14 protein-coding genes are annotated in these 13,862 nt (G+C 52.1%); 6 read left to right on the top strand and 8 right to left on the bottom strand.

What is annotated here, in order from left to right; genetic code table 11:
- The first annotated feature begins 77 nt into the window (after nt 1-77).
- Both LJN55_RS16355 and LJN55_RS16350 read left to right on the top strand, forming a co-directional pair.
- A complete protein-coding gene (locus LJN55_RS16355; RefSeq protein ID WP_133841323.1) occupies nt 78-626 on the top strand; it encodes an elongation factor P hydroxylase in 549 nt (182 codons plus the stop codon).
- Nucleotides 627-656: 30 nt separating this feature from the next.
- Nucleotides 657-929 carry a YfcL family protein gene (locus LJN55_RS16350; protein ID WP_133841324.1) on the top strand — a complete coding sequence of 91 codons (273 nt, stop codon included), beginning with the start codon at nt 657-659 and terminating at the stop codon, nt 927-929.
- 45 nt (nt 930-974) lie between these two features.
- Here LJN55_RS16350 and LJN55_RS16345 read toward each other — a convergent pair whose 3' ends face one another.
- From LJN55_RS16345 to mnmC, 6 genes are all read right to left on the bottom strand, one after another.
- Nucleotides 975-1,949: an XdhC family protein gene (locus LJN55_RS16345; RefSeq protein ID WP_227534861.1), complete on the bottom strand. Its 975-nt coding sequence runs from the start codon at nt 1,947-1,949 to the stop codon at nt 975-977.
- Nucleotides 1,949-2,527 (bottom strand): nucleotidyltransferase family protein, encoded by a 579-nt coding sequence (locus tag LJN55_RS16340; protein WP_227534860.1) that lies wholly within the window; start codon nt 2,525-2,527, stop codon nt 1,949-1,951. Before LJN55_RS16340 ends, LJN55_RS16345 begins: the two co-directional genes overlap by 1 nt.
- Nucleotides 2,528-3,820: a c-type cytochrome gene (locus tag LJN55_RS16335; RefSeq protein ID WP_227534859.1), complete on the bottom strand. Its 1,293-nt coding sequence runs from the start codon at nt 3,818-3,820 to the stop codon at nt 2,528-2,530. It lies immediately after the preceding gene.
- Nucleotides 3,817-6,054, bottom strand: coding sequence for a xanthine dehydrogenase family protein molybdopterin-binding subunit (locus tag LJN55_RS16330; protein ID WP_227534858.1), 2,238 nt, complete (start codon nt 6,052-6,054; stop codon nt 3,817-3,819). The genes LJN55_RS16335 and LJN55_RS16330 overlap by 4 nt, the downstream gene beginning before the upstream one ends.
- Nucleotides 6,051-6,524 (bottom strand): (2Fe-2S)-binding protein, encoded by a 474-nt coding sequence (locus LJN55_RS16325; RefSeq protein WP_200642902.1) that lies wholly within the window; start codon nt 6,522-6,524, stop codon nt 6,051-6,053. Before LJN55_RS16325 ends, LJN55_RS16330 begins: the two co-directional genes overlap by 4 nt.
- 163 nt (nt 6,525-6,687) lie before the next feature.
- Nucleotides 6,688-8,688 (bottom strand): bifunctional tRNA (5-methylaminomethyl-2-thiouridine)(34)-methyltransferase MnmD/FAD-dependent 5-carboxymethylaminomethyl-2-thiouridine(34) oxidoreductase MnmC, encoded by a 2,001-nt coding sequence (gene mnmC / locus LJN55_RS16320; RefSeq protein ID WP_227534857.1) that lies wholly within the window; start codon nt 8,686-8,688, stop codon nt 6,688-6,690.
- A gap of 155 nt (nt 8,689-8,843) precedes the next feature.
- Here mnmC and fabB point away from each other — a divergent pair, with 155 nt between their 5' ends.
- On the top strand, nt 8,844-10,067 hold the full coding sequence (fabB, locus tag LJN55_RS16315) for a beta-ketoacyl-ACP synthase I (RefSeq protein WP_133841330.1): 1,224 nt from the start codon (nt 8,844-8,846) through the stop codon (nt 10,065-10,067).
- 64 nt (nt 10,068-10,131) lie between these two features.
- On the opposite strand, the gene LJN55_RS16310 is transcribed toward fabB, so the two are convergent.
- Together LJN55_RS16310 and LJN55_RS16305 are read right to left on the bottom strand one after the other, a co-directional pair.
- Nucleotides 10,132-10,509: an MmcQ/YjbR family DNA-binding protein gene (locus LJN55_RS16310; RefSeq protein WP_133841331.1), complete on the bottom strand. Its 378-nt coding sequence runs from the start codon at nt 10,507-10,509 to the stop codon at nt 10,132-10,134.
- 53 nt (nt 10,510-10,562) lie between these two features.
- Nucleotides 10,563-10,832: a YceK/YidQ family lipoprotein gene (locus LJN55_RS16305; protein ID WP_133841332.1), complete on the bottom strand. Its 270-nt coding sequence runs from the start codon at nt 10,830-10,832 to the stop codon at nt 10,563-10,565.
- A gap of 259 nt (nt 10,833-11,091) precedes the next feature.
- Here LJN55_RS16305 and LJN55_RS16300 point away from each other — a divergent pair, with 259 nt between their 5' ends.
- The 3 genes from LJN55_RS16300 to LJN55_RS16290 are packed head-to-tail and all read left to right on the top strand — an operon-like array spanning nt 11,092 to nt 13,814.
- Nucleotides 11,092-11,364 carry a hypothetical protein gene (locus tag LJN55_RS16300; RefSeq protein ID WP_227534856.1) on the top strand — a complete coding sequence of 91 codons (273 nt, stop codon included), beginning with the start codon at nt 11,092-11,094 and terminating at the stop codon, nt 11,362-11,364.
- Nucleotides 11,352-12,239 carry a hypothetical protein gene (locus LJN55_RS16295; protein ID WP_227534855.1) on the top strand — a complete coding sequence of 296 codons (888 nt, stop codon included), beginning with the start codon at nt 11,352-11,354 and terminating at the stop codon, nt 12,237-12,239. The genes LJN55_RS16300 and LJN55_RS16295 overlap by 13 nt, the downstream gene beginning before the upstream one ends.
- A gap of 24 nt (nt 12,240-12,263) precedes the next feature.
- Nucleotides 12,264-13,814 carry an NACHT domain-containing protein gene (locus LJN55_RS16290; protein ID WP_227534854.1) on the top strand — a complete coding sequence of 517 codons (1,551 nt, stop codon included), beginning with the start codon at nt 12,264-12,266 and terminating at the stop codon, nt 13,812-13,814.
- The last annotated feature ends 48 nt before the right edge of the window (nt 13,815-13,862 follow it).

Genomic DNA, 13,862 nt, shown 5'->3' with positions numbered 1-13,862 from the left:
AATATATGCAATAGTGCTCGAAACCTGCCTGACAAAATGTCAAAATTGCGCGTTTTTTACTGACACGACAAACAGCTATGAGCCAGCAACACCACTATCAGGATCTGATCGACATCTTCGATCGCTGCTTTATGAATGATTTTCAGACCCGCCTGATTAAAGGTGATGACGAACCGATCTATCTTCCTGCTGACGAGACGTCACCCTGGAACCGGGTAGTGTTTGCCCACGGTTTCTACGCCAGCGGAATGCATGAAATTTCCCACTGGTGCATTGCCGGTGCCGAGCGCCGCAAGCAGGTGGATTTTGGCTACTGGTACTGCCCTGATGGGCGTGATGCTGAGACCCAGGGCCAGTTTGAATCCGTCGAGATCAAACCCCAGGCGCTGGAGTGGTTGTTAAGTGTTGCGGCAGGCTTTCCGTTCAATGTAAGTTGTGACAATCTTGAAGGTGATTGTGAACCGGATCGCATTGCGTTCCAGCGTAAAGTTCATGCTCAGGTGATGGACTATCTGGAGAAGGGCATTCCTGCACGCCCGGCCCGACTGATTGCTGAACTTCGCTCGTTTTACTCAACTCCACCGCTGACGGCGGCACTGTTTCCCTGGCCGGAAGATTTGTGCTGAACGGGGAGCGACTAGCTTACAGAGGATTATATGATCGATGAATTTGAGGCGCGTATTCTGGGCCTGATTGATGACATGGTAGAACATGCCAGCGACGATGAGCTGTTTGCCGGCGGTTACCTGCGTGGTCATCTGACGCTGGCCGTGGCCGAAATTGAACAGGCCGGCGAACACACGCCGGAAGCGTTGCAGACTCAGGTGCAAATCAGCCTGGATAAAGCGATCAAGGCAGGTGAGCTTTCCCCGCGTGACCAGGTCCTGGTGATGAGCATGTGGGACAGGCTGTTCCTGCAGGCCCAGTAAACGGCATACTACCCACAGGGCAGAAGGCCGCCTTCTGCCCTGTATTCAAACCCCATTCTTTACCCGAACAATATCCGCCATAATCGCCAGCGCAATTTCTGGCGGCGTTTTGCTGCCCAGCGCCATGCCTACTGGCGCGCTGATACGTGCCAGCTGTTCACGGCTCAGCTCTCCCATTTCTGCCAGCCGCACCCGCCTGCGTTCACTGGTACTCTGTGAACCCAGTGCACCGATATAAAATGCGGACGTATGACAGGCTTCTACCAGCGTCAGATCGTCAATGCGCGCATCGTGTGTCAGGCTGAGCACCGCCGTATGTGCAGGACATCCGTGCTGCTCCAGATGGCGGGCAGGAAAACAACGAATCATTTCCACCCCGGAATTCAGCATCGTGCGGGCGTCAAACTCAGCCAGCCACGCATCGCGATGCTCGCATACCTGGATATGAAACCCCAGCATGCGTGCGAAATGCATGCAGTATTCCGCCACCGGAGATAGCCCGGCAATCAGTAACGTGGTAGCTGCACTGAGCGTCAGGACCAGGCCATTAGCCTGCTGCGTCACGCGCGGCCGCCCTGTTATGATGTCAGTGGGGAGCAACCGCCCCGGTTGGCCGGGCGCAATCTGTTTTTCCAGACTGACCTCGCCGCGCAGCGCCTGAAGCATTTGCGTCAGGTAGTGTTCGGTCTCTGCCGACGCGGGGAGGTATTCAATCAATACATTAAGGCTGCCGCCGCAGGGCAGCGCGACATTCGGTGACAGCCCCCCTGTGCCGTATCGTACCTGCTGGCTGGGCAGTCGGTGGTCACCTGCAGCCAGCCGCTGCAGAAAATCCTGTTCGATGCAGCCGCCGGAAAGCGAACCACAGACAGCACCCTCTTGAGAAACCGCCAGCAACGAGCCGGGCGCACGGGGTGCCGATCCCCAGGTTTGCAGGACGGTACACAGCCAGATACAACGCTGCTTACTCACCCAGCTCAGGGCGTTTTCCAGCACCTGGATATCCAGAGAGCTCACCATCAGAATTCCGTCCAGTCACCAGGGACATCCACATCGCGCACGCAACCCGGGTCGTCCACCTGTAACAGCAGCGGCGGGGCACCGTTCAGAATAGAACGTGCCCCCTCCTGGCCTTGCAGGCCGAGTAACGTTTCACGCACGTTGGCACTGAAGCCGACAGGGTGGCCGACCTGCAGCTTCCACTGCGGGCGGACAATATCGGCAAAGGCCAGTGCCTGACGGACTCGCTTTACCGTATTTAACTGTAACCAGGGCATATCAGCCAGCATCACCAGCCAGCCGGACCAGTAAGGCTGTGCCGCCACGCCTGCGGCGATCGAGTCGCCCAGAGAAGGGCTCTCCAGCAACGTGATGCCACAGTGATAATGCCGTGCCGTCTCGATCAACGCGTGATCTTCCGGACGTAACACCACATTCACCCGCTTGCCGCAGGCGGCAGTGGCTATTTGCAAGGTGTGGGCCAGCAGCGACAGATTGCCGCACACCTGATGCCTGACCAGCAGCTTATGCCGCCCATCCTGTTCGCGGTAGCGCCGGCTGTTGCCTGCCGCCATCACTAATATCCCCACATCCTTCATTTATTCGGCTCCATGATTCTGCTGACGAATCGCTGCCACCTTGTTCTCCAGATCGGACCAGGGCGTTTGACCCGCGAAATCAGTGCGCAACCAGTTAAGCAACGTGGCGATCTGGTGATCGCTAAGCTGATGGCGGAAGCCGGGCATGGTGCCCAGATCGCGGGTTGCCGGATGGCTGATACCGTCCAGCACAATGCGGATAAGATTATCGGGCATAGCGCTATACAGATTACTGTTCAGCGCCAGTGACGGGCGCACACCCAACAGCTGCGGCCCTTTCTGCAGGGAGTGGCAGACCATACAGGAACCGGCATACTGCCGCGCTCCTGCGGAGTCCAGACGCAGCGCACGTCGTTCTGCACGTGCAGTCAGTTCATCGGCCTGTGCCACGTTGGGTGGCTGGAAGCTGACCAGCCAGTGGGCTAATGCCTGCAGATCCTCATCCGATTGCCGGGACAGCCCGCCCGCGATCACCGGCCCCATCGGGCCTGCCGCGACGCCGTGTTCCGGGGAATATCCGGTACGCAGATAGCGCTGCAACTGCACTTCATCCCAGGCGACAGGTGCCGGGGAACGGTCGTTAAGCGCGGGGGCAATCCATCCTTCAGCAACACCGCCACTCAGCGCATCACTACCGTGTTTTTCGGCAGCGGCCAGATTACGCGGTGAATGGCAGGCGCTACAGTGGCCCAGCCCTCCGGCCAGATAAGCCCCCCGATTCCATATGGCGCTCTGCTGCGGGTCCGGTGTGCGTTCTCCCGGGTGCAGGAACAGCCAGTTCCATGCCGCCATCCCCTGGCGAATACTGAACGGAAAGGATAACCGTGTTTCCGGCGGCTGATAGCTGACGGCGGGCCGGGTCATCAGAAAGGCATAAAGGTCATGCAAATCATCGTTGCTGACTTGCGTGAAGGAGGTGTAGGGAAACGCCGGGTAGAGGTAATGCCCACGGCGGTCAATACCGTAACGCATCGCGCGCAGGAATGCCGGGTAAGACCAGCTGCCAATCCCGCTGGTGAAATCCGGGGTGATATTACTGGTGTAGATCGTGCCAAACGGCGTGTCCATGGCCAGCCCACCGCTGTTGGTCACGCCCCCCGGGCGGGTATGACAGGCGCTACAGTCACCCAGTGCCGCCAGGGTTTTTCCTCTATTGATACTTTCGCCAGAAAACTTCGCGGCATCCGGAGGGGAAATCGGGGCAATCTCGGGTTGCAGACTGAATATCGCCACGGCGACAATCAGTGCCAGCACCGTCCCGCCTGACATGCGCAGCCATTTATTCTGAATCATACGTGGCCTCCCTGTAACGCGCGCAGCACGCGATCCGGGGTAAACGGCGGCGCACGGAAACGAATGGCGGTGGCATCAAACAGGGCGTTAGCGATGGCTGCGGCCCCCGGCACGGACGCGGATTCGCCGGCACCCATAGCGGGTTCGTCCGGGTAGTCCATCAGCGCGATCTGGATGTCAGGCAGTTCGTCAAAACGCAGTAGCGGGTAGCTGCCCCACTCAAGTGAGGTCGTCCCGCTGGCATCAAACGTGACAAACTCTTTTAACACCCGGCTGGCGCACTGAATAATATTGCCGTGCACCTGATGGCGAACCCCGTCCGGGTTGACCATTTGCCCGCAGTCATGGCTGACGAAGATGTTGTTCAGCGTAATCTCTCCGGTTTGGCGATTCACGCTTAAATCACAGACCCAGGCAGCCCAGGCGGCACCAAATCCGGGGAACTGACTGTGGACATAGCGCGCCGAGGCGAAACCACGACCCCGTAGTACGGAACCTTCGTGTTGAGGGCGATGGTGAGGCGGGCCATTTTTCCATTTAGCCATTTTCTTCAGATGGTTAATCATGACAATCGCACGTGAATCTTCAAGGTGTTCCAGGCGCAGATCGATCGGATCGCGGCCAGAATGCCAGGCGATTTCATCGATCCAACTCTCATGAGCAAACACGTTCGGCAGAGCCGAAACGCCGCGCATCCATGAAGCGCGTACCAGCGGGGCGGCATCTTCACAGATCATCCGCATATGGGGAAAGTGGTACTGCGGAATGGCGGTGCGGTCCCCCATTGACTGGACGACTGGCTGATTGGGCACTTTTCCCGTCAGGATCAGCGGCAGGGTGGTGGCATTATTGGAGGGATAGCAGGTGCGCAGCGTATAGCATGAGATATTCATCATGCGGTCCAGCCCACCGCTGACGCGGATTAACTGCGCGGCGCCTTTGGGCTCCCATGCGGCTTCCTGTTCGCGCATGAGCTGCACGCGCACGGGTTTGCCCGTTGCCTGTGACAGCAATGCCGCATCGGCGGTGACATCATCCGCGCAGTTACGCCCGTAACACCCTGAGGCCTCCATACGTTTCACCTCGACCATGGCAGGGGCCAGTTCCAGCAGCAGTGCGATGTCTTTACGCAGATCGTGTGGGTTCTGCGTGCCTGACCACAGCGTTGCCTGCCCGTTGCGCACGTCGGCTACGGCACAGGAAGGACCGATAGAGGCATGCAGTTGATAGGGCCAGACGTAGTCGGCATCAACGGCGACATGCCGGTTCTTCAGCGCGCTGTCAGTGCCTGCATCATCACGCAGTACGCGCGGGGTTTTCTCACAATTGGCCAGCGTGTGATGCAACTGGTCCAGGCCCAGCGCAGGCAGTCCGGCCCAGGGCTTCCAGTTCACTTTTAGCGCGTACATAGCAGCAATCGCGTGCTCTTCACGTAAGGCGACAATGCCGACAAAATCCTTCATCACCACAATCTTCACGATACCCGGAAGATGGGCAACAGAATGCTCATCGACTGAAATCAGACTGTGCCCCAGCGGGGCACTGCTATCAGCACCGCCATAAGGCGGGCGCACTACGCGGCCATGCAGCATACCGGGTATGCGGAGATCGTGAACCCAGGTCAGTTTGCCACTCACTTTTGCCGGAATATCCACGCGCGCCACCGATTTACCGGTATAGCGGTTTGCGCTATACAGCGGGACAGCGGTGTCCAGAGGCAAATGCGTGTCTTTATCCTGAGCCAGTTGGCCATAGCTCAGGCGGCGATCCGGACGCTGTCGGTCAATGACCCAGCCCGCATTGGTATACACCTGGCTTGCGGAGAGATTCATGGCTTTTGCCGCCAACAGCATAAGTTGTTGACGCAACTGGCTGGCTGCCTGGCGAAGCGGGACCGCCGTCACCTGTAGTGTGGCGCTGGCAATTGTCGGGCCCTGATCCGGCGTTGAAGCGGTATCACCCAGTATCATCGTAATGGCGCTGAAGGGAACATCCAGTGCATCGGCGACATATTGCGACAGCGCCGTACGCACACCGGTGCCGAGGTCGACATGGCCGTTAAAGGCGGTCACTTTGCCGTCTGCGGCCAGCGCAATAAAACTGCCCAGTGGGACCGTGGGAGGATCGATTATCACCGTGGATTGTGCCAGAGAGAGAGGGGGCAGAAGGGTGCTTACGCTAATAAAGCCACCCACCTGCAACAGGCGGCGTCGTGTCAGAGTGAACAGGTTCATGATGGCTGACTTCCGGTGATCATGTCGCGCGCCTTCTGCGCCGCGCGTAAAATTTCCAGATGGGTGCCGCAGCGGCACAGATTGAACGCCAGCTCATTTTTAATCTGCTGCCCGGATGCCTGCGGGTTGCGCCGGAAGAGTGCCACCAGCGTCATGATCATACCGTTGGTGCAGTAGCCACACTGCGCGGCTTGTTCATCGATAAAGCCTTGTTGTACCGGGTGCAACCCATCGTCCCCTGCCAACCCTTCCAGGGTCGTGACTTGCCTGCCGGCAACAGTATGGACAGGTACGCTACAGGAGCGGGCGGCCACACCATCAATATTGATGGTACAGGCACCACATTCGCCAATGCCGCAGCCAAACTTTGGGCCATTTAACTGGAAGTCATTACGCAATATATAAAGAAGGGGGGTATCTGAGTGCGCATCGTCAATTGAGACGCGCTGGCCGTTAAGTGTGAAGTCCATAGCAAATCATCCCTTGATGGCCCGTTCTTTCCGTTTGTTCGTTTACGGGCCAGATACAAAAATGCCCCTGAAGAATTCAGGGGCACAATGGGAATGTTATGCTATTTATCAGACACGGGTAATGAAATTTCCTGCCGTAAGCACTTTAAATCAAGGACAATTCTTACTTCGGGATTTTTCCTTTTAGCAGTTTGCGCACCCAGTAGCGGTTGGGGCTGGTGGCGGCCAGGGTGGAGCGGTCAAGCGGGATCGGTTCGCCACACAGCTGCGCCGCCAGTACTTCTGCTGCCAGCGGTCCGCTGCACAGTCCACGCGAACCCAGCGCACCCAGCACGAACAGGCCCTGATAAACCGGTGCGGGCTCAGCCTGTTGCTGCTGCTGCGCCAGCGTTTCGTACTGGTGCAGCGTAGCGGCATAGTCCGGCAGTGCGCCCATCATCGGCAGATGATCGCGCGTGGCGGCGCGAACGCCACAGCGTGCTTTGCCGTCACTGACATCAATCTCCTGCGGCCATCCTGCATCCGGCAGACAGCGGAGCAGGCGATCGCAATTCTCCTGCTGATCGTCGGCGCGGTACTCTGTCGCAGTATCGCCGCGATGATAGCTGGCTCCGATGCAGTGCTGCTGAAACTGTGGGCTGACCGGCGTCAGATAGCCGTCGTAGCACAGCACCTGTTTCAGCGCGGACAGTGCCTCCGTGGTGGGTACGTGGCTGACCTGACCACTCACCGCATAGAGGGGCAGCTTCTCACTCTGGATGAAATCTGTCAGACGGTGGCCGGTTGCCAGCACCACGTTACGATGCGTGCAGTCAGGCTGCGTGCGGAAGCTTAGCTGCCAGCCTGCCGGGTGTGGCGTCAACTGCGTGATCTCCTGCTGCCAGTGTAACGTCGCGCCCTGCTGTGCTGCCTGCTGCCACAGTCCCGCGGTCAGTTCTGCCGGAGAGAGCCAGCCACCCAGCGGGTAGGTGATGCCGCCGCAGCCGGTGGTGACGCCGCACAGTGCTTCCGCTTCTTCGATGTTCACGGCTGCAGCCAGCGCGGGCGGCAGCGCCATTTGCAGCATTTTGCTGATTTTCTCCGCGCTTTTTTCGTCCCACGCCAGCTGAGTGACGCCGCACCAGTCATGCTCGAAAGGTAGGGTCAGCTGATTGTAGACGCGGCGGGCAAAGGTAAAGGCGGCAGGGAAAAACTGTGCCAGTGCCGGATCGTGGTGGTTGAGCAGCGGGTAAACTGCGCCCTGGCGATTGCCGGAAGCGCCCTCGGCCGGGCGGGCATCGGCACAATAAAGCGTGACCTTTTTACCGCGCCGCAGTAATGCCAGGGCCAGCAGTGCGCTGACAATGCCTCCCCCTGCCAGGGCAAAATCATCGCCCTCAGCGGCCGGGCGCGCATACCACGGAGCCTGCGCAGGCCGGACCACAGCAGCGGGCAGATGGCCAATCAGCATCTCGCGCTTTTCACCAAACCCCTTGCGCTTTGTCACCTCAAATCCGGCCTGCTGCAGACCACGACGCACAAATCCGGCCGCCGTAAAGGTGGCCAGCGTGCCGCCCGGCCTCGCCAGGCGTGCCATACAGTCAAACAGTTCCGGCGTCCACATATCCGGGTTCTTGGCCGGGGCGAAACCATCCAGAAACCAGGCGTCGACCTGCTGATTCAGGGTGTCATCAAAAGTATGGATAAGTTGATTAATATCGCCAAACCACAGATCGAGCGTAACACGCCCGCCATCCAGCAGCAGACGATGGCAGCCGGGTAACGCGAGCGGCCACTGTTCACGCAGCTGGCGCGCATAATTGGCCAACTGTGGCCAGCTTTGCAGGGCGGCGTCGAGATCGCTGGCCGTTAAAGGAAATTTTTCACAGCTGATAAAGTGTAATCGCTGGAGTCTGGCTTCTGGCTCACGCGTGGTGAAGGCATCAAAAGCCTGCCATAGCGTCAGAAAATTCAGGCCCGTTCCGAATCCAGTCTCGGCCACAATAAAGAGATCGCGCGGGTGCGTGGTGAAACGTTCGGGGAGGTGATTACCCTCCAGAAAAACGTAGCCGGTTTCTTTCAGACCATTCTGGTTAGAGAAATAGACATCATCAAATACTCGGGATACAGGTGTACCCTGATCGTTCCAGCGTAGTTGTGCGTGCTCTATTGGTGCGGTTTTCACGGCAAAGGCTCATTGCTCAGGCAGTGGCGCGATTTTAACGATGTGCTTGACCCTACGCAAATTTACACAAGGAATTCGCTGATCGGACTTGTTCGGCGTACAACTGTAAGCTAGAGTGCCAGTCGAATCCTAATTAGAAGTGAAAGAGGTATTGAATGAAACGTGCTGTGATTACTGGCCTAGGGATCGTTTCCAGTATTGGTAATAACCAAGAGGAAGTTCTGGCATCATTACGTGAAGGCCGTTCTGGCATCACCTTCTCGCAAGAACTCAAAGATTCCGGCATGCGTAGTCACGTCTGGGGTAACGTTAAGTTAACGAAGGACGACATTTCAGCCCGTATCGATCGCAAAATGCTGCGTTTTATGAGCGATGCGTCAATCTATGCTTTCCTCTCCATGCAGGATGCGGTGAAAGATTCCGGCCTGACCGATGAGCAGTACCAGAATAACCCACGTGTGGGCCTGGTTGCCGGTTCCGGCGGTGGTTCACCGTTCTATCAGGCTGCCAGCGTTGACGGTATGCGTGCCAAAGGTCTGCGTGGCGTTGGCCCATATATGGTGACCAAGGCAATGGCTTCTGGCGTGTCTGCCTGCCTGGCGACCCCGTTCAAAATTCATGGCGTGAACTACTCAATCAGCTCTGCCTGCGCCACGTCTGCACACTGCATCGGTAACGCTGTAGAGCAGATCCAGCTGGGCAAACAGGATATCGTATTTGCTGGCGGCGGCGAAGAGCTGTGCTGGGAAATGTCCTGTGAGTTTGACGCGATGGGTGCATTGTCCACCAAATACAATGACACTCCGGAAAAAGCGTCCCGTACTTACGATCAGCAGCGTGACGGCTTCGTTATCGCAGGCGGCGGCGGTATGGTTGTGGTTGAAGAGCTGGAGCACGCACTGGCGCGTGGCGCACATATCTACGCTGAAATCGTTGGATACGGTGCGACCTCTGACGGTGCTGACATGGTGGCGCCATCCGGTGAAGGCGCAATGCGCTGCATGCGTATGGCAATGGAAGGTGTGGATACCCCAATTGACTACCTGAACACCCACGGAACCTCAACGCCAGTGGGCGATGTGAAAGAACTGGGCGCTATCCGTGCCGTATTCCCGGATAAAACCCCGGCGATGTCGGCGACCAAAGCGATGACAGGTCACTCACTGGGCGCCGCTGGCGTGCAGGAAGCGATTTACTCGCTGCTGATGCTGGAGCACGGTTTTGTTGCACCAAGCATCAACATCGATGAACTGGACCCGGCAGCAGAAGGCCTGGACATCGTGACTCAGCCTACCGAGCGTAAGCTGACCACCGTGATGTCTAACAGCTTCGGCTTCGGTGGCACCAACGCCACCCTGGTGATGCGCAAGCTGGCATAGTTTGCTGCTACGCAGTGCTGAAAAAGGGGCGAGTCATCGCCCCTTTTTTGATCTTAAATGGGGGCTATTCGCGACTGTCCCTCAGTGCGCTTGGCCTTAAGCGTTTCGGCAAACCTGCCACCACCCGATCGTAAGACTCCTCCACCAGTTGTTTCACTAATCCCTCAGTAATCTGCTCCCCCGGATAAATCGAAATCCAGTGGCGCTTATTCATATGCCAGCCCGCATGAATACTGTCGTAGATCACCCGATGCAGTTCGCCATCTTCCGGGCGACACTTCAGGTTCACGATGCGTTCGCCGCGCACCTGCGACATTAGCGCAAACATCTTACCGCGCACTTTAAATACCTCAATCTCCGGGCCGAAAGGGTAGTCAAGCTCTGCTTCGGGCAGCGCCAGGGCTATCTGCATGGTGAGTGTCTGAATCTGCTGTCCGTCCATTGCCCTATTCCTGTGCTGTTTTCGTTTTGCGCAGGCTAGCATAAACAGGACGTTTATTTCACGTTCTCTGCCGGCTTCGGTGGCTGTGTGATGTTGTCCGGCGTGTGGTAGTAATGCCAGGTATCAAACGGCAACATCAGCGTATCGGCCACGACGGAGAACGGCAGATCGAGCCAGCACCCGAGACAGTCAGGCAGTGTGTGGACGTCGAGTTGCGTCCCCGCATAAAAGGAGTTTTTTGGATTGTTGCCAACGGTGTGGCTGGTGATGGTTGCGCAGCCGCAGAGCAGCATAGCGAGAGTAAGGCCGATTTTCTTGAGCATGATGACATCCCTGTGATGATAGCCGTCAATAGGGTAGGGGAAAGCATGGGGGAAGAGGAGGATGATAAGTGCGGGGAGGGGCGGGGGAAGAGGGCCGAGCATGTCGCAATAAAAAAAGCTTACTTGATTTATCTCAACTTAAACATGATGTTTCTCTGTGCTGGTAAATTTAAGTAGGTGGGAGTGTTATGCTCTTCTTGTTTAACGCCATTCATGGCAAAGTAGTAAGTCTTGATTACTCAAATGGAAGTGATTACTTATGATTATTGATACTGCTAGCAGCAATCTAAGCTTGTATTTAAGGGCAATTCAAAATTTAAAAGAAGATGATTATTCCAAAACAATTTTAAAGCCGCTTTTCGAAGCTATGTCTTTTTCTCGAGTGGATTTTGTAGGGGGGCCTTATGAGGGAGGGAAGGATTTGGTTGCTTTGCATGAAGTACCACTGAAAGGAACTATGGTTTATGTGATTCAAACAAAAAAAATAGGTCTAAACTCTAACACATCCGAAAAAATATATTGTCTGAATTGATTACACAATTGAGGCAGTGTTTTACAAAGAAAATAAAATTACATAACGGTGACAAGCAAATCCCTGATGCTGTTTATTTGGCATCACCTTTCCAGATTAGCCAAAGGTTGTTAAACGAGATTCATGATCTTTTATGCATGGATAACAAAAAAGTCGAAATATTAGATGGGCCGAAGGTAATATCACTTTTAAAAAAGCACAAACCCTCCTTGCTTGAAGGGTTGTTAAGCATTAGTGATAAGCTTCAGTTGCATGATTTAGAACAGCTGAATAATTTAGAGTTAATTGCTGCTTTGAATCAGAAGAAATCAATAGACGAGTTGAATTGTTACAGTGATTTAGCTTTTTTTATGGGGACTATAGATAGTAATATTCTTTTAGATAGTGAGTTTTTAATTAATAAAGAAAACATATCGCTTGCCAAAGGTTATTGGGATTTATTCAATAGAGAGATTTATCGCCCGTTAGAAAACTTGCTAGAGTTTACGCCTCTTGTGAAAAATAGCCATGATGTGGAAATTACATATCAAGATAACTTAAAAAAGCATAAGTCAGAGGCTAATCTAAAAATAAAAAAAGATATATCACAAGTTCAGCAATTAATATCTACTAATATCCAAAGTGTAAAAAGAATTATCGAGGAGATTTTATCATCAGTAAGTGCAATGGTGTCCAAGAAAAATGAAGATTATTTTGTTAATGTCATATCAGAATTTTATTCTATTCTTAAGGTAATTGTGGATTCTAATTTCCCTTTAGAGAAAATAAGAGATGTTGATGAATATATTGAAAGTATGAGTATTTCTAAACTGGCTGAAAAACAAAAATCAAGTGTTTTTTCTAAGGTTTTAGAAGCTAAGAAAAGTGTATTATAAATATATTCTCAAAAAAAAGAATTAATGATTTTAGAATCAGAGTATTTAGAAGAACCTGTGGTTAATATTTTATTTGAACATGAAAGGATTTCATCTTGGATTGAAAAAAAGTGTAAGGAATATAAAAGAGGAATATATGAAATAAATAATAATAAAGGAAGTGTTGATGTTGTATTCTTTTTGAAAGAAACACAAAAGATACTGAATGTTCTGGATGTTTTAATTAATAAATCAGAGGATAGTAGAAAGCTTGTTACCGTTGTCAATAATGGACCAGTCTACAATGATGGGCTTTCGATATCCCCTTTTGAATTATTTGATTGCAAATATGACATTGCAGTGTATGGCGGAGCCGGCGCTGGTAAAACAACCACATTACAAATGTATGTTAGGAAATTGATTAAAGATAATAATAAAGTAATTTACATACCATTAAATAGATACATAAATCAGATTGATATTATTTTAAACGAAAAATCAAAAGCTTATGATATACTTGTTGCAATAATTCTGATTGCAAAAAACCTTGATCCCACTATAGATAATATTTCTACAATAAAGTCTTATTTTAATGAGGAAACTCAGCTTAAATTAGTTCTTGATGGTCTTGATGAAGCATATGCGAAATTTTCAGGGATTGTTGAAGCTGTGAATTCTTTTAAAATAAGTCACCCACAGATTCAGATTCTTATTTCTAGTCGAGACTGTGTAAGTTATCTTTCTGAAGTTAATTTTTTAGGTATTACATTGTTGCCATTTAGCGAAGAGCAACTTTACAAATTTATACGAATTTGGTTTGAAGGTAAAAATAAAGAATTAGGTGGTAAATTAATTGCAAGTATCAAAGGAAGAGAAATAGCTGAAATTGTAAAAACACCATTGCTTGCTACTTTACTTTGTGATCTCGCTGAAAAAGGTATTGATATTCCTTCTAGTGAAAGTGAAATCTTTACGAAAAGATTAAATTTATTTTGTGGTTTATACGATACATACAAGGATATTAGAAGAACAGAAATATCACAAAGTATATTATATAAGGCTGCAATTAAAATTGCTTATTCTCTGCATGCCAGAAATCTTCGTTCGGCATCTAAAAGTGATATGATTACATTTCTTAAGAATGATCGCGGATTTAATTATATCGATGAAACCTGTTCTTCAGCAGTTAAGGAATTAATTGATCCATGTAATATTATAGTGTTTGATTCAATTTCTGGGACTTATTCTTTCGGACACCTTAGGTATCAAGAGCATCTTGCATCACTCGAGCTACAACAAAATAGATCTATAGAAATATTCCATTATTTGAAAAACGATTGGTGGCGTGGAACTCTGTGTTTATATGCTCAGTGTTGCGAGTTTCAATCTTTGATTGAAGAATTTACTCATAAATATCATAACATTGGGCCAGCGCTAATTACTTTAAGAGAAATGGCAAAATACCGACCAGAACGTGAACGGAAATTAGTTCTTCAACTCATAAAGGACTACGAAAGAACAGATGATAGCTATTATTATACTAATGAGTATGACCTTAATGGACGTTGGGATGAAGGGTTATCTACTTTTAGATGAATTATAGATATATTTGATGTTCATTTAAAATCTTTGGGTAAATTTCAT

The sequence above is a fragment of the Erwinia rhapontici genome (assembly GCF_020683125.1).
Taxonomy (GTDB): Bacteria; Pseudomonadota; Gammaproteobacteria; order Enterobacterales; family Enterobacteriaceae; genus Erwinia; species Erwinia rhapontici.
Note: the sequence above shows the minus strand (reverse complement) of the source record. Positions and strands in the feature narration are given on the sequence as shown.